The following is a 23,832-nucleotide window of genomic DNA, read 5'->3' on the forward strand; positions in this document are numbered from 1 at the left end:
GCAAAAATTTATACCATATATTAGCTTCTTTTTAATTCATAATTTACTACCGTAATACCAGTATAACCTACTTGCTTTTCTTAACTTGATGCGTATGATCTTCCTGACAGATCCTAATAAGCATACTGATGCACATGAATCAGATATGATTTCTAACATAAGACTCGAATAAGTTTTAGCTTGACATGCGACTTCTAGTCGCCATAATCAAACTTTCATCTCTCAGATGAAAGTGGTTGATTTTTTCAACAGTTCGTCTAAACTTCTACACTTTAAGCTAGGGATTTTTTATCCCCGTAGGGGGACATTAAATTTTTTAAGGTCAATATGTATAACCTAAATATAGATAATATTATAGTTATTATATTTCTCATAATAACATTCATTGTTGGTCTTCGAGCAAGTAAACACATCAAAGATATAGCAGAATATGCTATAGGCAATAAAGTATTTGGTAGTGGAATACTCACAATTACCATACTGGCCACATATATTACGGGTTCTAAAGGGATAGGATATGCGGGTTATGTATTTGATGATGGTATTTTGCCAATATTATCAACAATTTTGTGCGGTGTGATATTTTGCTTCTCATTTATTATTTTCTTTATTTTACCGCGTATTAAATATTTTGATGGTTGCTTAACTACCGCTGAATTAATGGGACAAATTTATGGTACAAAAACCCGTTTTACTATAGGTATTCTTGGTAGTTTCTATACTATTACCTTAGTAACTTTGCAAATTATATGGCTTGGTAATGTTGCTGAGTTATTAGGAATGCCAAAATTATGGGGGATAATATTTGGTGGAACATTTTTGATAATCTACTCTTCTACAGGTGGCATAAAATCTGTCACTATTACTGATCTTATACAATTTATAGCAGTAATGATAATGATACCAATGATAGCCTATGTAGTACTTAATAAAGTTGGTGGTATGGAATCTTTAATCACCAAAATACCTACTCAGTATTTCGATATTCTGCACCATCCTAATTTAAAAGATTATCTTATCTATTGTGTATGGTATATTTTTCCAGCTTTTCCTTTAAGTTTTCCTTTCATACAAAGAATGCTTATGGCTAGAAATAGTAAGCAACTTACCAATAGTTATTATATTAGTATGTTTTTTCTAATCATATTCTTTGGGCTACTTACCTTAATTGGTTTGTCTGCTATAGTTTTGAAAGAAACTGGAGACGTAAATATACCTTCTAGAGGGAGTGAAATAATGACTTATTTAATAAATAATTACTTCTTTGCTGGTGCTAAAGGCATCCTAGCTATTGGATTAATTGGTGCGGTTATGTCTACTGCTGACTCCTTTTTAAATTCAGGAGCATTATTGCTTTCTCATGATGTAATAAAACCAGTTTGTGATAAAAAAAATATTAATATTGATGAGCTAAAATTAGCACGTTATAGTACGTTTGGGCTAGGGATAATTGCAGTAACAGCATCAGTGAATAATGTTTTGCCTAGGATCCAATATGCAGGAATAGTAGATTTAGCTAAAGGGATAAATATAGCATCTGAGATTGTAGCATTAATTTTTACAATTCCTTTAATTGCAGGCATTATAGGTCTTAAAGGTAGTTCTCTTTCTTTTTTTATACCATCAATAATTACTACCGTAACTTTTATCATTGGTAAATTATTTTTTGATAATGAGCTACTAATTCCTATAAGCGTTGTTATAAATTTGATTAGTTTTTTTATTAGCCATTATATTCTAAATAAAGGATTTATAATGGTAAAAAGAGATGATGATAATCAATTCACTATAAAAGCTAGTTATTCCAGCAAATTATTTACATCATTAAAATCTTTTTCTAAGCAATTTATAAATTACTCACAGCCTGAAATAGAAGGTTATGGTGTTAGTGCAAATATATTTGCATTATTTATGATTTTTAATTATATGCTACCTATATTCATGTATAGTTATGCAGAACCTAATTTATACCACTGGATTTTATTACTTAGAATAATAGGCGGCTTAATGTGCATAGGACTGATGTTAAAACCTTATTGGCCATCTATTTTAAAAAAATATTTTCCAGCATATTATCATTTAACGCTATTTTATTGTTTGCCCTTCTCCTCTACTTTTATTTTTCTTCTAGAAAAAGGCAATGTAGAATGGTTGATAAATATTGCATTTGCAATAATATTATTAATTGTGCTTGTGAATTGGATAGTATTTACAGTGTTATCTATTACCGGTACATTGCTTGCCTTTACTGCATACTACTTACTATTTAACAGTTTTATACTAAGCACTAATGTTATTTATATATTGGCTTATACATGTTTTTTTTCTGTTATTATTGGCATAATTTTTGTTCGTAGAAAGCAACAATATTCATATTTATTACTTAATAATCAGCAAGAGTTAAGAGAGTTATATAGTTCTACTACTGATAAATTAGTAGATGCTTTAAATTACCAAGAGAAATTAGCTCGTGGTCTTGGTAAAGAAGGATTAGAAATATTAAAACAAACACAAGAAGTCACAAATAATCTACGCAAACAAATGATGGTAGATTCTAGCGAAGCATTTACCAAAGCCTATAATAAGCTAACTTCTGTTACAAAGTATCTAGAAGAGATTGCAACTCAAGCTAAAGATTATATAAGGCTTGAAGTAGAAAGTATTGATATAAATTTATTACTGAATGAGGTTAAGACAAGAATAGCGAAGTCAGAGAATACTCCTGCTTTAGCTTTTTTTAATACAGCAAATTACAAAACTATAGAATGTGATATAAATTTAATAAAAAAACTACTGATAAATACTATAATGCAAGTACATGAATATAATTTAAATAATAATTATATTCATATTTTTATAGATTCTGCCGAGTTATGGTACAGAATTGATTCTATAAAAAACTATACTAAGAAAATCCCAGCTATTAGATTTGTAGTAACAGCATCAGGAAAAATTGATGAGTTACCAAATTTTTATATGGGTGACACAACAAAAGCTGCTTTTACTTTAAATACTCCACAAGATTTATGTAAAGCAGAAAATGTAAAGATAATAAATTCTCATTATGGTGCATTGCATTATAATGGATTCAATAATGAATATAGCATAATTTTTGTTATTCCGTTACGCGTACGTGATATTAGACCAAAAGTTATGGATTTTAAAGAAAATAACTCAATTTTACAGGAATTTATTGTTGATTCCTTAGATGCTAAAAAAATAGAAACTACATTAATTCAAGATATTAATAAGAAAAACCCAAATATAGATATAAAACAAATCAAAAAAGCCATAAATCTAATAAAAAAATATCATGCGAAACAAACCCGTAAATCTGGGGAACATTTTTATATACATCCACTAATTGTAACCGACATATTATTACAATTCACTTCAGACGAAGATACTTTATTATCATCACTACTTCATGATATTGTTGAGGATACCTCGATGAGTTTATCAACCATAGAAGCAATTTTTAATCCAACAGTGGCAAAATTAGTGAATGGGGTAACAAAATTTGAACAAGGTAGAAAAAAATTAAATTTATCACAGTACGAAAATATACAAAAATTAATCGAACAAGAAGATGTAAGAGTTTTAATGATAAAAATTGCAGATCGTATTCATAATATGCGTACAATTACTTATCATAGTTCATATGAAAAACAAAAAAAGATAGCAGAACAAACTTTACTATTCTATATTCCTATAGCTAAACAATTAAGGTTATCTCAAGCAGTAGTAGAACTACAAAACTTAGTATTTGAAGTATTAAACAAACAGCATGGTACCAGTGAGGGATAAATTGAGTATTGTCAAATAAGGATAAATTTAGGCAAGGGCAATAAATTATGCTAAGAAAGCTAATATGGTACGATCCATATCACCACATAAATTAAGTGTAAAACACTACACGAGCTGTTGAAAAAATCAATAAGGTTGCAAATACTTTAATATTTTTTTATCTTTAATAGCAGTAGATAAAAAAACCAAAAAATAATTTTAAGTATCCGTTTAAAATTTTGTACTATCGCAATCATCAGTATTTGAATCTGTGTTTTCTGTACACTTCTAAATTTTGCTCCTCGTAAACCATGATTCTCCTTAGCTTCACCAAATAGACCTTCTATTTTCCACTTTCTCTCAATTAGTTTTTTCTTAAAATCAATTCTATTCTGTCTGACCTTTACCTCATCTATTTCATCCTGATAAGGATTACGATAAATAAATCGTCCTCTATTACTATAATTATCAGAAATACAACCTGATTTTAGAGAGCAATTTTTACAATGCCCTCCTGTAATACGATAACGTTTTATTTGTTTTTTATCTAATTTATCATACGGATAAAGATAATGTCCCTGTGGACACTTATATCTATCCTGTTCTCTATCATATTGAAATTCCCCCCTACTTATTTTTCCTTCACCAAGATTATCTACATGTAAAGGTATATAAGTTGTAATTCCAAGTAATTTAAAATATCCATAGGTTGGACCTCTACCATAACCTTTGTCTGCTATCCATTCTTTTACTCTAAAAGAAAAATTATTTAATATATTCCAAACTCTACTTGGAAGTACAATACACTCATGTTGTGATCCTGTACTTACATAACAATCTATTATAATACGTGAATCTGAATCAATTGAGTAGTGGGTCTTATAACATAGCTTTTTATAACCATTAGTTCTTGATACAAGACTACAATCAGGATCTGTCCTACTGACATGAGTTTGATTAGATATTTTCCTTACTTTTTTCCCTTCTCGGAAATCATGATAACGACGTTCATATTTTTTTAATTCTCTCTTTTGTGAATCACCTTGATCTTTTCTTAATATTAGGCTATTCATAGAGGCATTAGATTCAACTAAAGAGGCATCTGAAATAATTGTTTCTCCTTTTATAATATCTAGTTCATACCATTGCTTAATCAAGCTTATAAATATTTCTTGAAATAGTTCTACCCCAAATCTATCTCTTATCCTACTTAATGATGAATGATCCGGTACTTTATCCTCTAAACTTAAACCACAAAACCACCTATATGCTATATTTAACTGAATTTCTTTACATAATCGTCTATTTGACTTTATACCATATAAGTAACTTATTATTTGCATCCTAAAAAATAATACAGGATCAATTGATGGACGTCCGTAATTAGCACAATAACGATTCTTAGTTATTTCATAGATAAAAGAAAACTCTAATTCTTTAGCTTCATGAATCCTCACTAATAAATGATCATTAGGTATCATGTGCCTTAAGCTAAGGCTATTACATCTCACACTTTGATCAAGCTTATAACCCTGCATCTTTACACCTTCATTTAAGCATAAAAATACAGCTTATTCCTTAGATTAACTCTTTTCTACTTCTTTTTATAACTTTTTCAACAGCCCGTCTCAACTATTACATATAGACTATCTGGGTTTCAAACTTTCTTTTGTGATACATACTACCGCCCTAGACAAAAAGCATTAGTGGAAAAAAAGAATTATTGCATCATTTAAATTAGGCAACATAAGTGTTGATAAACTCATAATTAGTGCACATGTCATCATCTTATCTAATGCCCATACTCGCCAAAAATATTTTTTCACACAATTGCTAGTCTCTTGCGACTGGTTAACCACCTTATTTGTATAATCTTTGCTTCTCATTATTTTTAGATTTACATAAAATTAGCCCAATAGTTGGGTTATCACTTGAATGCTTTAATAAATCATCTACTGCTGATAAATAAAAATTCATTTTTCCCGCATATTCCGGTTTAAAGTCCTTATTCTTTAGCTCAATCACTACAAAACAACGTAATTTTAAATGGTAAAATAATAAATCAATATAAAAATCCTGATCTCCTACCTCTAAGTGATACTGTCGGCCTACAAATGCAAATCCTGCACCCAATTCTAATAAAAACTTTTCTACATGTTTTACTAATTCTTTTTCTACTTCTCGCTCATGTGCTTCATTACCTATATTCAAAAAATCAAAAATATATGGGTCTTTAAGTGTATGATAAGCTAAATCTGATTGTGGAGATGGTAATGTATCTTGAAAATTTGTTATTGCCTTACCTTGACGCTTATGTAACGCAAGTTCGATTTGCATAACCATAATATTGCGTGACCAACCATACTCTATTGCCTGGTGTATATAAAATAATCTAGTGCGTTTATCCGATATTTTGTCTAATAGAGTCACATTATGATACCACGTTAATTGTGCAAGCACCTCTTGCACAAATTGAAAATCTTGATATTCTTCAGCAAAGCGTCGCATGTATTTTAAATTTCTACTACTAAAACCTTTCATTTCAGGAAAAGCTGAGTGTAAATCTTGACTTAAATTATCTATTACTTTAGAACCCCAGCCATATCTCTTTTGACGATCTAAAATCTCAGTACCAATATAATGGTAAAGTGTTGTTAGCTCCGTGTTAACTGCTCTAGCCGCTCTCAATCTGCTTGTAGCAACTCGATTCTTTAATTTCTCTAAAAACTCTGCATATCCTTGAATATTAATGCTAGTACCATCACTCCCACTATATTGCTTTATTACCATGATTACCTTATTACCTCGCTTTAAATTCTTCTTGACTTGTTGCTATTATTACTTTTAACTTATTTATGTTAGTAGGTTTCCTGCTCTTCTTCTTGTCACCTACTAACGTTATTCTTTATGACTCTTGCTGCTGGAGGCGTTCTTTTTTCTATTCGTCGCCAGCAGTTATTTTACGTCTAATCTAAATCTTGATTTCAGATATCTTAAGCCTCTTGCCGTCTTGTACCACTATCGCCGGAACTTGCTCAATACCAAACTTATTCGTTAACTCACCTGCCTGATCAAAATATAATGTTCTACCTATATCCTCTTGTAACTCCAGTATTTTTCCACCTACAAGAATTATCATTTCTAAATTATTATATTCTTCTTGGCGTTCTTGTGTAACTATCATCTGCGTATTATTTTGTTCTGCACCATCTAATCGCTGCTTAAGCCACTCCATTTGCTCCTGACTTCTTCCATCGATGAATATTAGCTCGCGATCAAACACCATGTGATCTAGAGGATTCACTTTTGTACCTGCCTTATGTAATATCTTGCCGTCAGATAATTTTATATCCTTTGTTAAGGTAAAACTTGGATCATACCAAAACTCCCTTGGCTTACTTGTAGCTCTTATGCCAACAACAGGTGCTGGCTCTAATACCTGACGTCTTGCTGTTCGTAGCATCTCTTCTTGATGTTGCTGCAAATCAAGCGTCGATAAACGATTCTTAATCATGCTGACAAACCCTTCCTCTACTACCTCGTATGTTGCACCTTGCTTTCCTGGATCCATAGCATGGGCATCAATAATAAATATTACTTTACAAATTATTAGTATTTTAAATGTTAATTTAATCATTATATACTACTATTTATGACATTTAATTGATGCATTACTTTTTCATATACTATTTTACTAATAGATTTAGCATTTCTCCCTTCCACATAATTATCTCCTACAAATATCACACGGTGATATTTATCCTCATAATTAATCGCTTCTCTCCGAATTAAACTGATTGCCTTATTAATCTCTCCAAAAAACATCCTGCCCGCAGGATCTTGGCTCTGTTCAAGTCTTGCTTTTTCTAAATCCATTATCTCACTGCGTGATACATATAATATTTGCATTTTATCTTGGTAATTAGAGAGCATTTGCGATCCAAGATGTCCACAACAACACCCAATTAGAAATATTAACAATATTATCATAAGTCTTGTCACATTCACTTGATGCTTATTTACTGTAATATTATTTACAGCCTCCACCTGAAGTGATGTCTTAGACTCGTTATTTGATATCTGATTCTGATTCATATTAGAATTATCTCCTCTCTGCCGCTTTTTGGCTCTATACTTTTATGATCCACTTTAAATGCCGGTAGTTTCTTGCCCTTTCTTTTGATAAGCTCTCTAATTGCCGTATCCTTATCTATTCCATTATTCTTGCATTGATGCAAAAAGCCATAATCCTCACTCTCCGTCGAATACAAGCACTCGCTATACGGATCTACCACTAATCTTCCTACAACACGTAAGTTACTGCCCATGATCATAATCTCAGAATATTTATTTTCCGGATCTTTGGTAATAGTCTCGATTAATGCCGCACAGTTCTTAAATTTCTCAGAATGTCTCATCTGACCAATCCCAGCTGGTTCTTGACGCAGCACTGCCGTCCAGCTACTGTTATTTAAAATTGCTTGATGCTTCGGTCCGTTATCTAAATCTTTGTACTCTTGTACGCAGGTGATTAAACTCCCACCGTATTTTCTGACAGTTCTTGCAAATGCTTCTAAAAAACCTACGCTATGATCTATAATTCTCCATGCTTCATCAACAATTAATACAAATCTCTTATACTTCTATCCCCACATAAAAATTGCATTGTTATTTGCATTAATATTATGCCCAAAATGACTGACAAGAATACCTCATCACCTTTAACTTCTTCAAATTCAAATACAGTTAAAGGTGAATTGAATTTAGCATTCTTTCCTTGCCTAAAATACCTGCCATGAACTCCACTCGATGTATATGGATATAGAGATATTGCAAGATCTCTTCCCATACCATTTTCCATCTCTTCTAGAACCCCCGCATATTTATCTAAGTTTAGCGTATCCCCGTATTGCTTTATCCCTTCATTTAATCCCTTTTCAATTATAGCTTCTTTTGTGTTATCTCCGCTCACACCGCACATTGTAGCTATAGTAGTTTTTGCATAAATAATCGCATCCTTGGTTACAAAATGCTCTCCAATCTTTAAAACCTCAATAGTCTCATTCTCGGCGACCTCTTTTGCCTTATTATTTTCCAAGAATAATATTTCTAATCCTTCAGCAGTTAAACCGGTACGCTGCATAATCTCATCTTTGCTTTTACCTTCTCGCTTTAGCTTCTGAGCTTCTAAATAAACAGCTCCGCTACCTATAATCCCATGAAACGGATTAAGTGATAGATCATTTAATGCATTAAATCTTAAGAACTCACTATTATCCATAGCCTCAGCAATATTTTGGTAAGACGATCCTATATCTAGCACAAATACTTGTACATTTTGCGACACTAAACTAGTAGCGAGTTCCTGCAAAAAAATGACTTCCCACTGCCTGACGGTGCCATCACGCATACATTATAGTTACCGGCACCTCCTACCCTATAAAATGGATTCCAGTTAAACATCTCACCTTTGCGACCAAGTAGTAATACACCGCTTCTATTAATACCTTTCCATTCTCCATGAATAGGTAATTTAGCAACTACCTCACTTGCAGGAACGTTTTTTACTAATTGAAAGAATTTTAAAGACTTCCAAAAAACTGCTTGCTGCATTGGCAGTATTGATAATAAACCAACAAGATGCAATTTATCGTTTCTAGCTAGTTGAAAATCTAAACTATTATAATGGCTCAGCAGTTTCTCTTCTGCTATTTCCACTCCATTTTTTGTAGTTGTGATAAATATTTGCAAATTCTCAGTTAAAAATCTCTCACCATTCTTATTGCGATCAATTAATACTTTCCACCACTTCGCTTCATTCTGTAAACTAATGTCATCGGACTGTTGAAAAAGTGCTTTATACCTAATCCTTTCTATGTAATAACTTAAAATTTTACTAAATAAACGCATTTTAGCGTAAACTAAGAGTTTATATTTTGTAATATATTTAAATCATTGTAGACTTTTTCAACAGCCCGTATTAATATTATTATGTTAGTTACTTTAGTGATGAATGCAATCTATAATGGTACCCAAAAACTAGACAAGAAAATAGAGAAAAGTAGGTATAATATCTCCTAGGAAAAGGAGCAAAAAATGAAAAAACAAGTTAAAAAATATAGCGCAGAAGAAAAAGCAAAAATAGCAATTGAAGCAATATCTGGAGAAATGACTATAGCTCAAATTACCAGCAAATATGGTGTTCACGCTAATCAGATTTATAAATGGAAGAAAGAAGCTTTAGATTTTATGGTTTCTGGATTTAAATCGAAATCTAAACAACAAGATACCGGCCAAGAAGATTTAATTAAATCATTATTTGAGCAAATAGGCCAGTTAACAGTTGAAAGAGACTGGCTCAAAAAAAAATCTAGTATCTTTGGATTTAGAGGTTAGGAAAAAAATGATAAGTTATGCTTCAAAATTAACCATAGCAAGACAATGCGAACTTTTAGATTTAAACCGCTCAAGTTACTATTACCGAGCTAGGAATACCTTAGATGATAAGGAGTATAGAGTACTGAACAGAATTGATGAGATTTTTACAGAGCATCCCTATTATGGTACTAGAAGAATGTCTCATGTCCTAAAATCGGAAGGGTTAAATGTTAGTCGTAAGATGATAAGAAAATATTATAAAATACTTGGTATTGAAGCAGTATACCCAAAAATTAATTTAAGCCGTAGGAATCAGGCTCATAAAGTATACCCATATCTATTAAATAATATAGAGGTGGTTTGCTCCAATCAAGTTTACTGTGCAGATATTACTTACATAAGATTAAAGCAAGGTTTTGTATATTTGGTTGCTATAATGGATTGGTATAGTCGTTATATTTTGAGTTGGCGGGTGTCGATTAGTTTAGAAAATGATTTTTGTATTGAAGCTCTAAATGAAGCAATATCTATACATGGCAAGCCTGACATTTTTAATACGGATCAGGGAGTACAGTTTACATCAAAAGATTTTACTCAAATACTTGAGCAACAAGGCATAGCTATTAGTATGGACGGCAAAGGCAGAGCCTTAGATAATGTATTTATTGAACGTTTTTGGAGATCTTTGAAACAAGAGAAGATTTATCGTTTTGATCTTGAAACGGTACGTGAAGCAAAGATAGCTATCAGAGATTATATAGAATTTTATAATAAGCAAAGACCTCATCAATCGCTTGAATATAAGACACCTAAAATGATACATTTTGCAGAAAAACTAGAAAATTACCAAGAGGCTATATGACATAGAAAATGCAAACTTTACTTTGAAAAACCAATACATTAATAAAGGAGAATTACACCTCTAAAATTTAAAAAATTTGTCTAGACAAAGGGTACCACCTCAATCAGTTCTTACTCTGCTACTATGGAGGATAGTTATAATAGTGCCAGACAGTATGAACACAGTATTAAGCTTGGTAATCCTAATCAAATGGGCAATAAGATAATATTTGATAAAGACGTAAATATATCAAATTTAAGTAAAATGAATGATCAAGACTTAACAAATCAAGGTAGTGTTATGCTAAATAACTCTGCACAAGGGCAATTACTGCAACAAAGTGAGCTGAAGAAAATAAATGCAATGCAAGAATATGACCTTAATCCTGACAATCCCTTAATTAGTAATTCAGCTAAGATTGAGGCAGATCCATTAAAGCATACAGAAGGGACTGCACTTAATGTTAGTGAAAAAGTATTCAAAACCAAAATTAATAAGAGTTGCTGTGAAGGGGCAGAATTTGAAATAGATATTATCAGGAATCTTATACTAGATGCTGAATTAATAGATAAATGGGGCGATTGGCAAGATAAAGCAATAGCATTTTCAGGTTCTGAGATAAGTAACAGTTATCGTCACTGGCTTTATCCTGTCTTTTGGAAAAAGAAAAGACATTTCGGTAAGCGTAAAACAATATACAGCATGCATATGCATAATAATCAAGCAATAATGCTTGATGTAAGAGCAGCAATTGCCGGTAAGTTAAATGTTTCTCTTGATCATATTGATACATATATTGGCATTTCTTCTCAAGGAGAAGGAGCGTTAACTGAAGGCTGGGATAGAGATATAGTAAAATGGGATAGATATGTTTTTACTTATAAATATCGTGATAAAATCAAGGAATTTAGAGAAAAAGGTGAATATTTCCAAATAGTAAATAAATCTTTAGAAGCTTTGCTTGAAGAACATGAATGCCATGAAATAAATCGCATATGTCTTGAAGCTGGTGATAAATTATTTTTTAATCAATATAATGTTAATCGTCCATGCTGGAGTGAGCAAATTAAATATCAATGTAGTAGTGAGCCAAAATATGGGTGTGATCATTTAAAGAAGCAAGCTTGTGAACTTGCAAGGAGCAATTGCGTTAAGCAAGCTGCTAGTATTTGTTTGCAATGGCACAAAGATTACATATGTATAGCCCAGAAAAAAGAGTTTAGCTCCTCTATAGCAGGATCAAAAATGTTTTGTTTAGGAGGGAATTGTCATACTGCAACTATTGTGCCAAAGAATGATATTGCAAGTATTGGGCACCTTGCCATGCTAAATGAAATGAAAAAAGATATGCAGACAAATCCGATTTCAGTATTTAAAGGGCATGCCAGCAGTTGCCGCAAAGTAAATATTGGTAATTTTCTTAATTGTTGTTCTGGGTTTAAAGGCTGGGGCAAAGATTTAGGATTAAGTAGGTGTAATGCAGAAGAAAAAGCCTTAGCCTTAAAAAAAGCAAAAGGTCAGTGCTACTATGTTGGGACATATTGTGCTAAGAAAGATAAAATATTTAAGACATGTATTACTAAAAAATCTACTTATTGTTGTTTTAATTCAAAACTTGCAAGAGTATTTCAAGAACAAGGCAAAAAACAATTAGCTATTGGTTTTGGCACAGCACAATATGCTAATTGTAGGGGATTTACAGTAGAAGAGCTGCAAAGAATAGATTTTTCTAAGTTTGATTTAGAGGAGCTATTTAGTGATTTACTTGATCATGCTAAAAGTAAAATGAGTAAGAGTTTTCCACAGCAACTAAAAAACCAGATGCCTATAATGCAACAACAAAGGTCTAATAATAATTGTACTGATTCAAATTTATCTTATTAAAATAATGAAGTGGTTAGTAAACACAATAACTAAATCATCACTAGCTATTACATTACTAGTAATTAATTTATGGTTATTAATCAATGATTGGTCAAATCATGCATTTGCTGGTACTATGGAGTTAGATAGTAGTAATAAAAATGAAATGATCAGGTTTAATGTAAATAATCAATTTTGGCAACAACCTCAAGGGTTTTTATGGTATAATGAGGATCATGTTTACAAGCCAGAAATATTAAAATTTTCTCAAGATAAAAAAAAGCAAGAGCCAGAACTTGAGCCTTATGATGAAATGAAATAATAGAATGGACCTACCCTATATACAGAATGAGAAGCAGATGCTAATCTTCTAGGATAGGAAATGAATCCTAAACAACAATAAGGAGGCCCATATGGAAGTTACCACAATTGGTATAGATATTGCAAAAAAAAATTTTCAAATTCACGGTGTAGATAAAAATGGTAAGACAATATTAAAGAAAAAATTAATTAGAGAGCAGGTTCTAACTTTTATGTCTAACTTACCAAAATGTCTAGTAGGCATGGAAGCTTGCGGTGGTTCTAGCTATTGGGCGAGAGAATTAACAAAATTAGGTCATAATGTAAAACTAATGGCTCCACAATTTGTTAAGCCTTATGTTAAAACTAATAAAAATGATCAAGCCGATGCAGAAGCAATATGCGAGGCAGTAGCAAGACCTAATATGAGGTTTGTGCCTATCAAAACTGTAGAGCAACAAGATATTTTATTTATTCATAGGGTAAGGCAACGATTGGTAAAAAACCGTACAGCTCTTGCTAATGAGATCAGGGGATTATTACATGAATTTGGTTTTGTTATTCCGCAAGGAATCAATAAGATTATGACAAAATTAATTGAAATTTTAGATGAAGGGGATTTAAGTCAGTTAAGCTACCAAACGTTTAGAGAGTTAAAAGAAGAATTTCTAGAGAATGATAAGAAAATAAAAGAACTAGAACAAAGGTTAAAAATTATAGCTAGCCAGTATAGTAATCACCAACAACTAATGACGATACCAGGTATAGGGTTAATTACTGCCACAGCCTTAATAGCTTCAATAGGTAATGCTAGTTGTTTTGAAAATGGCAGGCAATTATCAGCATGGCTAGGATTAGTGCCAAGGCAACATTCTAGTGGTGGCAAAGATAAGTTACTAGGTATTAGTAAAAGAGGTGATATCTATTTACGCACTTTGTTAATTCAAGGAGCAAGAGCAGTACTGAATAGTAAGATAAGATTTACCACGAAAGAACAAAAATCTAAAAAAGATTATAGCAAGTTTACCGAGTGGATGTTTAATTTATCTGAACGGAATGGGCATAATAAAACAATTGTTGCAGTAGCTAATAAACTAGCAAGGGTGGTGTTTGCAGTACTTAGTTCAGGTAATGATTATACCGAGAGTAAAGTTTGTAGCTAAAGAATTGGTATAAATAATTGACAAGATGATATTATAGATAAATAGAAATTTAATAGATTCTAATCCGGAATATGCGAAAGAATGATAATATTGATGGTAAATAAGACGAACCTTAGCTTACAAAAAAACTGATTCTGTCAGGGGCTCGTTTAGAAGCCGATGAAATGATAAGTAATAAGTTTTGTAAGCCAGCGAATTCCATCAGGGCTATAGGGTAAATTTAAAGTGATTTATTAACTATAAGCCGGATACATGACTGCATTCAATTTTTTTGCTGTTATATATTATTTTTTTCTTGCATTATCGGGTAGGTCCATACATGACAGAGATTGATTTGCAGTCAGAACAACAATATCCGGGTAATTTTTAATGAATAATAAAATAATTAATCTGCTTTTGTTATTAATGTTAAGCTTTAGCGTTGCTAATTGTAAGTTGATGCCATATAGGAATGATTTTGATTGCCCGCTGCCCCAAGGACTAAAATGTAAATCATTATATGAAGTAAATAAAATGGCTGATTTTGATATGTTTAATCCAAATAATAATAATGATAAGCCTAATTTTAAATCGAGATGCTTTGCTAGATGCTCTGGAAGGTATAATAATGACATCAGGAATTGATAAAGATTTTGCTCGGGAAAGACTATCTAAACATTTTGTTTATGAATCATATGATGAGGAGAGTAGCTTTTTTTTTAATAGGGCTTCAGTAGGATTTGTCCTGCTTGGCTGGCCGCTGGTTGGAACAAGCTTGCAAGCTCAAGGAGAGATAGCTGAATTTTTAAAAAGTGATGAGAATTTACCGGCAGGCAGTAGTTTTCAAATATTGATGATTGGCTCTGATCATATAAGAGAATATCTAGATAACTGGCAATTACATAGAAAGGGCAGCATCTTTGCTGAGCTTAGCAGTAGAAGAGTAAAGTTTCTAGAGCAAAAAGCAAAGGAAGAGGGAAATATCAAAGATGTCGTTTTATTAATTTCAGTAACTATTCCGACGCTGACGATTGATATTAATGAGATGATACGAAGAAGAGAAGTATTGCAAGATACATTTAAATCAATTGGTCTTACTACTTATAATGTTGAGGCAACATTGCTATTAAAATTTGTCCGTTTAATATTTGGCTGGAGAGAAGAAGAGCATCCTGAACTTAATCCTTATGAAATATTATCTGAGCAGATTTTACCTGGTAATTTTTCTTTATATGAGAAGGAAGATTATGTAAGTCTTAATGATAATCAAATATTTATCGCTCTAGAGGCGGGAAAAAGACCTTCTGAGTGGCGTTTATCAGCCATGGATTTATTTTTAGGTAATGAGCTAAGACGAGATGAATATATTAGAGCAAATTTTTTAATTCATTTTGGTTTGCAGATTATACCAAATCAGTTAGTGGCTAAAACATCTGCTATTACCAAAAGAGAAGCTTTAGAGAGAAATATTAATGCTGGAATGGGTAAGTTTTTTCCTAACCTGCAGCTAGAGGCACAAGATTTAGCAGGAGCAGTAGCGTGCTTGCAAAACGGCGATAGAGTAGTAAATATCCATTTAAATGTCATTATGTGGGATAAGAAGAACAAAGCCAAAGGGTCAGCATCACAGTTTTGTTCACATATGCGAAGAAGTGGCTGGTATTTTGTCCCTTGTAAATATGATCATTTAGCAGTAGTGCTTGCTAGTTTGCCGATGCAGTTAGTTGAAGCAGCACCAAATTCTTTAGTGGGTAAGTTTAATAGATTCAATAATATATTTAACAAAAAGACTCGGGGAGTTGGCGTAGCATTATCAAATCTTGGTAGAGGCATAAGGACTATTGCCTCAGAAAGTAAGGTGTTACTGCCTATCATTGGTGAATGGAAAGGGGATTTAAGCTCTCCTGGAATGCTGCTTACCGGTAGAAGAGGACAGATAATGTATTGGTCTCCTTTTGGTTCAGCATTAATTGGTTCAAATTTATATAGCACAGCTGCAGCTCCAAATGAAAATTTTAATCTTTGTATAGCAGGAGTACCAGGATCTGGTAAATCAGTGTTTATGCAGGAGTTAATGCTATCAATTTTGGGTATAGGCGGCAAAGTATTTGTTCTTGATTATGGTAGATCATTTAAAAGAACTTGTTTGTTATTAGGTGGTAATTATATTGAATTTGATGTAAAAAATCCGATATCAATTAATCCATTCTCAGAAATTCCAGCAGGCGGCAGCGAAGACTCAATTGAAGCACAAGCAGATTTTCTAGCAAGTTTTCCATCAATTCTAGCAACCATGGCAGCTCCTCAGTATGGAACTAATGATTTGCAGCAACCAATGCTACAAAAGGCCTTAATAGCTGTCTGGCAAGCAAAAGGAGCAAGAGCTGAGATAACTGACATAGCAGATTGGCTGCTAAAAAGAGAAGAGTCTTACGCACAAGAACTTGGTAATATGTTATTTCCATTTACCCGTGATGGGCAATATGGCAAGTTTTTTAGTGGTAAGGCAAAATTATCCTTAAGCTCAGATATCGTGGTAATTGAAACTGATCATCTTCGTAGTAGCCCGGCACTACTTGCAGTAATTGTACAAATCATGATTGTTCATATTAACCAAGCAATGGTTAAAGGTGATAGGAAGCGTCCCTTTCTAATCATGATTGATGAAGCATGGAAATTACTATCTGGCAAGAGATCTGGAGAATTTATTGAAGAAGCAGGAAGAATAGCTAGAAAATACAACGGCTCAATAACGCTTGCTACTCAGCAATTAACTGATTACTTTAGGGAAGCAGGCTCAGCTGCTGAAAAAGTTTTTGAGAACTCATCACATAAAGTTATTCTCAAGCAAAATCCTGAGAGCTTTAAAGCAATGAGAGCAAACCCCAAACTTGCAGGTTTTGTTGATGAAGATTGGAAGTTAAATTTACTGCAATCAATTCATTCAAATCCACCGCATTATAGTGAAGCAGCAATTTATGGACCAAGTGTTCATGGAGTTGTGGCAAGATTAATGTTAGATCCATTTACTCTAATGCTGACCTCTACTAATGCTAGGGATTACCAAGCCATAGAGGATAGAATGATTGCGGGAATGAGCGTTACAGATGCCATCAATAATATACTGGAAGAGCAAGGCTTAGTTTAAAGTTTTATGGGAAAATATGAGAAGATATTTAGCTCTAAAAATTATTATTATAAGCTCCTTTGTTTTATTTGTGATTGTATTAAAGGTAAGTTATGTAAATGCACACAATAATAATTTAGACATAAGCATAGACAATAATTCTAAAATAGCAATTAGAGATTATGGAGTCAGGGGTCATGTATTTCCAATTATTGAAGAGTCTTTATTAGAGGTCATTATGGCGAGGCTCAAAATAGCAAAACAAAATGGCGTTTTAGAGAAAATGCAGGAAGAATTTAAAAATAAAGTACAGCAAAAAATCTCTAGACCAACTGCTATCTTAGCTTTAGCAAAAACAAGCATAAACCGAAATTGGCACTATGATCCGAGCTTTATACAAAAGACAGATATAAAAGATCAAGCGGGAAAGATCATAGTAAAAGCTGGAACAAGTGTGAATCCTTTAGAAAAAGTAAGTTGGGGGGAGCTATTGATATTTATTGATGGTGATGATGAGCAGCAGATTAAGTGGGTTAAATTACGAATAGGAAAATTAGTACTTACTAAAGGAAATCCTATTAAGCTGGCAAAAAAGTTAAATAAGCCGGTGTTTTTTGATCAAGGTGGAATGCTTACTACTCGTTTTAAGATAAAAGCTATTCCAGCTATAATAGAACAAGAAGGGATTTTATTAAAGATTAGTGAAATAAAGATTAATTGAAATGTTATAGTATTTGAGTAAAAATTAAGGTGTGAATAACAACTGATAAAATCCGGAGGTAATGTATGAAGAAGTGGCAATTACCAGAAGCAAAGAAAAATTTAGAAAAGATAATAGATCAGGTATTACAAGGTAGGGTGCAAGCAATAGTAAAATCTAGTGGAGAAGTAGTATATTTAATAGCAGGTGAGAAAAATAATATGATAGCAGAGCAAGCAAAGGTAGGTTGTCAAGCAAATACAGATTTAATAACTTCTGAAATATACAAGTAATAATGAAGTTAATAATGTTTATTATAATTATTTTGCTTGGTAATTATAGTTATGCATCAATTGGCTGCGTAGGCAGGTTTGTAAATCCAATCACTGATGTTTGCTGGAAATGTTTATTTCCAATTACTATCGGAGGAGTAAAAATTGTCTCAAGTTCTATGGCTGATACTAATAACCCAAGGCAAATTGTTTGTTTTTGTCCTAAGCCTTCGATTCCGATGCCGGTTCCTGGAATTCCAATTGGATTTTGGGAGCCAGTGAGATTGGTTGATGTGACTAAATCCCCGATGTGTATGGTAAGTCTTGGAGGCATTAATCTTGGGACTAGCATACAAAAAGGTGTTAAGGATGATATAGAGGGAAGTAGCTTTTATCATGTTCATTGGTATATATATCCAGTGATTTACTGGCTTGAGATATTACTTGATTTTGCCTGTTTAGAGATGTCACAAGTAGATATCGCATATTTAACTGAATTTGATCCATTATGGGGAGACGATAGCAAAGCTGCCATATTAAATCCTGAAAGTTTATTATTTGGAAGTATTGCAGCTGGGTCAGCTTGCATAGCTGATTGCATTAGCTCTAGTTCTGGTAATCTTGCTAACGATGCAATGTTTTGGTGCTGTGGCTGTCAAGGCTCTCTTTATCCCTTTACCGGTACAACTAGCTCTTATAATGGCGGAGTTGGAACTTCTGCATTAATAGTGGCTAAATTTATGGCTAAGTTACATAGGGAGTTGTTATTATGGGGATATATGGGGAGTAGCGGATTATGCGGTAAATATCCAATGCCAATAATCAAGAAGAGCCAATATAGACTGCAGATGACTTACCCTATACCAGAGGTGCATTCTTGTAAAAAGATTGGTGAGACTGAAACTACCTGGCAGGGTGCACGCGAATTCCCGGTTAAAGGTGAGGATTTTGGTTATTTAATCTGGAGAAAGAGATCATGCTGCCTCTTTTGATGTTATAAGTTTAGGAATATGTGTTTCAGCTTAAAAACAGTAAGTTTAATAATTTTATTACTGCTAAGTAGCAAGAGTATTGTGGCACAACAAGAAGGTTTAAAGCTGATACAGCCTAAAACTCAAATTTACATTTTTATCTCATTTTCAATGCCTGATTCAGCATTAAAGAGTTATTATGTTGAAGCAGAACGAGCAGGAGCAAAACTTGTAATGCGAGGTCTAAAAAATAATTCTTTTTTAGATACTAAAGCAAAAGCCGATGAAATTGGTATTAGTTTTGATATTGATCCCAATCTATTTGAGGAATATCAAATTACTTCTGTACCAGCAATAATAGTGAATAGTGAAGGCAAGGGAGTAAAAAGACTAACTGGTCACATGTCATTACATGATGCTTTAGAAATTATGAACAAAGAAAATTCATGAGGTTCACGTTTTTATCAATGATTATTGTATTGTTTAGTTTTAATGTGATTGCTAACATTCACGATAGTTATAATAGGGCTAAACAATATGAAAACAGTATCAGGCTTGGCAATCCTGATCAAATGGGCAATAAAGTAATATTTGATAAAGATGTAAATGTTTCAAATTTAAGTCAAATGAAAGATCAAGATTTAACGAAGCAAGGCACTCAAATGTTGAATAATGGTTTAGAGGGGCAATTACTGCAACAAAGTGAGATCAGGAAAATAGATGGACTACAAGAATATGAGCTTAATCCTAAAAACCCCTTAATTATTAATTCAGCTAAAATTGAGGCAGATCCTTTAAGACATACAGAAGGAGATAATTTTTCTAATAGTGAAACAATTATAAAAACAAAAATTGCAAAGAGTTGTATTGAAGGGGTAGATTTTACGGTTGATATAATGAGGGAGCTATATTTAGAAACAGAATTAATAGATAAATGGGAAGCATGGCAAGATAGAACTATTGATATATCTGGAGAGGAGATATGTAGGTTACATTACCATTTGCTATATCCGGTTCATTGGAAAAAGAAACGCAATGGTATGCATATGCGTAGCGATATTGGCACTCAAAATGAAGTAAGAAGTATTATTGCCCAAAAGCTAGGAGTAAATTTAGAACAAATTAGTGAAGAAATTGGTATTAATCCAAGGGGCAGCGGAAATTTAACTGAATGTAGAAGACATGAGGTAAAGTGGGATAAATATAATTTTAAATATAGATTTAGAGAAAAGGAAAAAGAATTTAAGGAAAAAGGAGAATATTGGCTTCTTTATCCAGAAGAATTAGAATCATTAATAGAGCATAATGAATGTCATGAGCTAGGTACGGTATGTTTAGAAAGAGGAGAGAAGATATTTTATGATCAATATCGGGTTAATCGTCCATGTTGGAGAGAGCACATTAAATATCAATGTAGTAGCGAGCCAAAATATGGCTGTCATCATTTAAAGAAGCAAGCTTGTGAACTTGCAAGCAGTAATTGCGTTAAACAATCTGCTAGTATCTGTGTGCAATGGAGTCGAAATTATAGTTGTTACATTGAGAAAAAAGAACTCAGCTCTTCTCTTGCCGGAGCTCAAATGTTTTGTTTAGGAGGGGATTGTCATACTGCAACTATTGTGCCAAATACTGATATGGGAAATGTTGGGTATCTTGCAATGTTAAATGAAATGAAAAAAGATATGCAGACAAATCCGATGATGGTTTTTAAAGGTACAAGCGATAGTTGTCGTAAAACAAATATCGGTAATTTTCTTAATTGTTGTTCCGGATTCAAAGGTTGGGGACGGGATCTAGGATTAAGGTGCAGTGCAGAAGAAAAAGCCTTAGCCTTAAAAAGGAAAAAAGGTCAGTGCTACTATGTTGGGACATATTGTGCTAAGAAAGATAAGGTATTTAAAACATGTATTACCAAGGAATCTACTTATTGTTGTTTTAATTCAAAACTTGCAAGAGTATTTCAGGAACAAGGAAAAAAACAATTATCTATTAGTTTTGGCACGGCACAACATGCTAATTGCAGGGGGTTTACAGTAGAAGAGCTGCAAAGAATAGATTTTTCTAAATTTGATTTAGAGGAGTTATTTAGTGATTTACTTGATCATGCTAAAAGTAAAATGCATAAGAATTTTCCGCAGCAACTAAAAAACCAGATGCCTATAATGCAACAACAAAGATTTAATAATAATCATACTGATTCAAATTTATCCTATTAAAATGATGAAGTGGCTGGTAAACATAGCAAATAAATCATTACTAGCCATTACATTACTAGTAATTAATTTATGGTTATTAATCAATGATTGGTCAAATCATGCATTTGCTGGTACTATGGAGTTAGATAGTAGTAATAAAAATGAAATGATCAGGTTAAATGTAAATAATCAGTTTTGGCAACAACCTCAAGGGTTTTTATGGTATAACGAGGATCATGCTTACAAGCCAGAAATATTAAAATTTTCTCAAGATAAAAAAAAGCAAGAGCCAGAACTTGAGCCTTATGGTCAAAGGATAGAAGCTTTAAAGAAGGAATTTAATAGAGCACAGCATAAAGCCTTAGATGATCCTACTCTTGAAAATGTCATTATTGCTCAAAGGTTACATAAACAAATCTTAGAAAAATCACATAAATTTGCCACCATGTGGCAACTAGCAACGATATTAGATTACAAGCTAGTAAACATGGATGAACCAGTAAATTCATTACATAAAAAATTATATGAAGTAAGGCAAGAAGAAGAAAACAGCAAAAAACTAAGATTTTTAGCTGAGAATTGGGGATTAATTATACAAGTAAATCAAGGATGTAATTACTGCCAGGCATTTACCCCTATTGTAAGAGAATTTGCAGATAAATATGGCTTTCAATTAATTTTTGTAAGTAATAGTGAAACTAGATTTCAAGGGATGCCAACCATTAAAGATACCGGTTTGTTACAAACACTAAATCCTGCAGAGCTTGTACCGGTATTATATTTAGTCGATAGCAGCGGCATACAAATATATCCAGTTGCAAGAGGAATTATTAGTGAAGATAAAATTGCTAAAAATATTTTATTGATAGTTCAGCACTATAATAGACTAAAGGTTAGTGATTATGATTGGTAACAATAAGTTTAGAAGAGTGATCTACATAAAACATGTGATGCATATTTTCATGATAGTTTTATTGTTACAAGCAACAACATCTTATGCTTGGGATTTACAGGATGTATTTGAAGGGATGAGTGTTAATGTAACGAAACCTGGTGCATATCAATCTCAAGCTGCCGGCTATTATGCGGCAGGAGGACTATCAATGCGGACAAATAAAACAGCTTTTAATCCGATCTCTATAACTCCGCCAACACTGACCATGAGCTGTAGTGGTATTGATTCTTACCTTGGCAGTTTTTCGATTATTTCAGGAGATGAGCTAGTACAGCTAATGAAAAATATTGGTACGCAAGCAAAAGCTTATGCATTTTCATTGGGCCTTAAGACCTTTGCTCCGCAAATAGAAAATGCCCTAAAAGATTTAAGAAATCTTGCTATGGAAATGAATCAATTTGCTAAGGGCGATTGTGAAATGACTAAAGCTATTTTCGCTTCCATTTTGCCTAAAGATTCAGCCATGAGAGAATCAGTTTGCAAGGATTTACAATCCAGCTCTGGCTTTGATTATTTTGCTGCCGGTAAAAAATGTCGTAGTGATTTAGAGCAGAAACAAGCTTTAGCGAACATCCAAAATAAAGATCCAGAGCTAATGCTAGATAATTATAATATTTTTATCAAGGCAGCAGAAAAAGCAGGGATTCCTGAAAATATGAGAAATGCCATTATGTCAATGATAGGAACTATTATAGTTCGAGATAATAATGTCTATTTTCTTGCGTCACTTGCTCAAGATGAAAAGAGCTGGATTGCTCATTTAAAAGGCGGAGAGTCTGCTTCAATTTATACTTGTAACAACAGTAATTGTTTAAATCCAGCAATAAGACGTAATATTAGTATTGCCCCAGATCAATCATATCAAGGCAAGGCTAAAACCAAGCTAGATGAATTAAAGAGTAAACTGGCAAGCAACAATGAGTTTAGTAATGCAGACATATCTTTCCTATCCTCAATAGGGGAAGCATTCCCAATTTATGACTATATTACTTTAGAAGCAATATCAGGAGTAACTATTTTAGATAGCTCTTCAGAGTTAGTTGCCAGCTACAGTTTATTGCAGCATTTAAAGGAGGTAATCTCAGAAGTACGTAAAGCAGTAACCATGCTAAAACCGAAACAAGTAGTAGATCATCATTTAACTGCTTACTTAAAAGCTTTAGATCGAGTGCAACTTTTTGCTCAAGAGAAATGGAGTAATATGCTAACAAGTAGTGATCAGATTGATAGAAGAGCAAGATTAATAGAACAACATTTAATAGCTAAAGAGAGGGCTTAAAAAATTAATTATAAATTAAAATT

Annotated in this window: 21 protein-coding genes and 2 pseudogenes; 15 read left to right on the forward strand and 8 right to left on the reverse strand. The window is 32.7% G+C overall.

Features of this window, described 5'->3' with window-relative positions:
• Positions 1–327: 327 nt before the first annotated feature.
• Positions 328–3,807, forward strand: a complete 3,480-nt coding sequence (locus AAHM91_RS00545) for a sodium:solute symporter family transporter (RefSeq protein WP_342269520.1) — start codon at positions 328–330, stop codon at positions 3,805–3,807.
• A gap of 146 nt (positions 3,808–3,953) precedes the next feature.
• Here the strand turns inward: AAHM91_RS00545 and AAHM91_RS00550 are convergent, their stop codons facing one another.
• The 8 genes and pseudogenes from AAHM91_RS00550 to AAHM91_RS00580 form a co-directional block, all read right to left on the reverse strand.
• Entirely contained in the window at positions 3,954–4,859 is a 906-nt protein-coding gene (locus AAHM91_RS00550) for a transposase (RefSeq protein WP_410525699.1), read from the reverse strand.
• Between the two features lie 107 nt (positions 4,860–4,966).
• Positions 4,967–5,171: pseudogene (locus AAHM91_RS10905) on the reverse strand (transposase); the annotation flags it as partial.
• 475 nt (positions 5,172–5,646) lie between these two features.
• Positions 5,647–6,576, reverse strand: coding sequence for a PDDEXK nuclease domain-containing protein (locus AAHM91_RS00555; RefSeq protein ID WP_342269521.1), 930 nt, complete (start codon positions 6,574–6,576; stop codon positions 5,647–5,649).
• Between the two features lie 181 nt (positions 6,577–6,757).
• Entirely contained in the window at positions 6,758–7,423 is a 666-nt protein-coding gene (locus AAHM91_RS00560) for a conjugal transfer protein TraW (RefSeq protein ID WP_341788951.1), read from the reverse strand.
• Complete coding sequence (locus AAHM91_RS00565; RefSeq protein WP_341788952.1) at positions 7,423–7,881, reverse strand: hypothetical protein; 459 nt, start codon at positions 7,879–7,881, stop codon at positions 7,423–7,425. The genes AAHM91_RS00560 and AAHM91_RS00565 overlap by 1 nt, the downstream gene beginning before the upstream one ends.
• A complete protein-coding gene (locus AAHM91_RS00570; RefSeq protein WP_341789203.1) occupies positions 7,878–8,408 on the reverse strand; it encodes a TraG/VirB4 family ATPase in 531 nt (176 codons plus the stop codon). Before AAHM91_RS00570 ends, AAHM91_RS00565 begins: the two co-directional genes overlap by 4 nt.
• Positions 8,408–9,196 (reverse strand): TraC family protein, encoded by a 789-nt coding sequence (locus AAHM91_RS00575; protein ID WP_342269522.1) that lies wholly within the window; start codon positions 9,194–9,196, stop codon positions 8,408–8,410. Before AAHM91_RS00575 ends, AAHM91_RS00570 begins: the two co-directional genes overlap by 1 nt.
• Positions 9,133–9,696, reverse strand: a complete 564-nt coding sequence (locus tag AAHM91_RS00580) for a DUF5934 domain-containing protein (protein ID WP_342269523.1) — start codon at positions 9,694–9,696, stop codon at positions 9,133–9,135. The genes AAHM91_RS00575 and AAHM91_RS00580 overlap by 64 nt, the downstream gene beginning before the upstream one ends.
• Before the next feature lie 186 nt (positions 9,697–9,882).
• Here AAHM91_RS00580 and AAHM91_RS00585 point away from each other — a divergent pair, with 186 nt between their 5' ends.
• The 14 genes and pseudogenes from AAHM91_RS00585 to AAHM91_RS00650 all read left to right on the forward strand — a co-directional run bounded on the left by AAHM91_RS00585 (position 9,883) and on the right by AAHM91_RS00650 (position 23,809).
• On the forward strand, positions 9,883–10,182 hold the full coding sequence (locus AAHM91_RS00585) for a transposase (RefSeq protein WP_045812944.1): 300 nt from the start codon (positions 9,883–9,885) through the stop codon (positions 10,180–10,182).
• Between the two features lie 7 nt (positions 10,183–10,189).
• Positions 10,190–11,026, forward strand: coding sequence for an IS3 family transposase (locus tag AAHM91_RS00590; RefSeq protein WP_342269489.1), 837 nt, complete (start codon positions 10,190–10,192; stop codon positions 11,024–11,026).
• Between the two features lie 123 nt (positions 11,027–11,149).
• The gene (traN, locus tag AAHM91_RS00595; protein ID WP_342269524.1) at positions 11,150–12,889 is read left to right on the forward strand and encodes a conjugal transfer protein TraN; all 1,740 of its coding nucleotides are present in this window, start codon (positions 11,150–11,152) and stop codon (positions 12,887–12,889) included.
• Between the two features lies 1 nt (position 12,890).
• Positions 12,891–13,181 (forward strand): annotated as a pseudogene (locus AAHM91_RS00600) (conjugal transfer protein TraF); the annotation flags it as partial.
• A 100-nt stretch (positions 13,182–13,281) separates the two neighbouring features.
• On the forward strand, positions 13,282–14,331 hold the full coding sequence (locus tag AAHM91_RS00605) for an IS110 family RNA-guided transposase (protein WP_342269513.1): 1,050 nt from the start codon (positions 13,282–13,284) through the stop codon (positions 14,329–14,331).
• Positions 14,332–14,700: 369 nt separating this feature from the next.
• The gene (locus tag AAHM91_RS00610) at positions 14,701–14,955 is read left to right on the forward strand and encodes a conjugal transfer protein TraV (RefSeq protein ID WP_342269526.1); all 255 of its coding nucleotides are present in this window, start codon (positions 14,701–14,703) and stop codon (positions 14,953–14,955) included.
• On the forward strand, positions 14,939–17,458 hold the full coding sequence (locus tag AAHM91_RS00615) for a TraC family protein (RefSeq protein WP_342269527.1): 2,520 nt from the start codon (positions 14,939–14,941) through the stop codon (positions 17,456–17,458). Before AAHM91_RS00610 ends, AAHM91_RS00615 begins: the two co-directional genes overlap by 17 nt.
• A gap of 16 nt (positions 17,459–17,474) precedes the next feature.
• Positions 17,475–18,158 carry a type-F conjugative transfer system protein TraW gene (gene traW / locus AAHM91_RS00620; RefSeq protein WP_342269528.1) on the forward strand — a complete coding sequence of 228 codons (684 nt, stop codon included), beginning with the start codon at positions 17,475–17,477 and terminating at the stop codon, positions 18,156–18,158.
• Positions 18,159–18,223: 65 nt separating this feature from the next.
• Complete coding sequence (locus AAHM91_RS00625; RefSeq protein ID WP_342269529.1) at positions 18,224–18,430, forward strand: type II toxin-antitoxin system prevent-host-death family antitoxin; 207 nt, start codon at positions 18,224–18,226, stop codon at positions 18,428–18,430.
• Between the two features lie 2 nt (positions 18,431–18,432).
• Positions 18,433–19,401 carry a conjugal transfer pilus assembly protein TraU gene (gene traU, locus AAHM91_RS00630; protein WP_342269530.1) on the forward strand — a complete coding sequence of 323 codons (969 nt, stop codon included), beginning with the start codon at positions 18,433–18,435 and terminating at the stop codon, positions 19,399–19,401.
• Between the two features lie 18 nt (positions 19,402–19,419).
• Positions 19,420–19,830, forward strand: a complete 411-nt coding sequence (trbC, locus tag AAHM91_RS00635; RefSeq protein ID WP_342269531.1) for a type-F conjugative transfer system pilin assembly protein TrbC — start codon at positions 19,420–19,422, stop codon at positions 19,828–19,830.
• 17 nt (positions 19,831–19,847) lie between these two features.
• Positions 19,848–21,596: a conjugal transfer protein TraN gene (gene traN / locus AAHM91_RS00640; RefSeq protein WP_342269532.1), complete on the forward strand. Its 1,749-nt coding sequence runs from the start codon at positions 19,848–19,850 to the stop codon at positions 21,594–21,596.
• 1 nt (position 21,597) lies between these two features.
• Positions 21,598–22,488 carry a conjugal transfer protein TraF gene (locus AAHM91_RS00645; RefSeq protein ID WP_342269533.1) on the forward strand — a complete coding sequence of 297 codons (891 nt, stop codon included), beginning with the start codon at positions 21,598–21,600 and terminating at the stop codon, positions 22,486–22,488.
• Positions 22,478–23,809, forward strand: coding sequence for a conjugal transfer protein TraH (locus AAHM91_RS00650; RefSeq protein ID WP_342269534.1), 1,332 nt, complete (start codon positions 22,478–22,480; stop codon positions 23,807–23,809). The genes AAHM91_RS00645 and AAHM91_RS00650 overlap by 11 nt, the downstream gene beginning before the upstream one ends.
• Positions 23,810–23,832: the final 23 nt, after the last annotated feature.

Source organism: Rickettsia endosymbiont of Orchestes rusci, from assembly GCF_964030945.1.
Classification (GTDB): Bacteria; Pseudomonadota; Alphaproteobacteria; order Rickettsiales; family Rickettsiaceae; genus Rickettsia.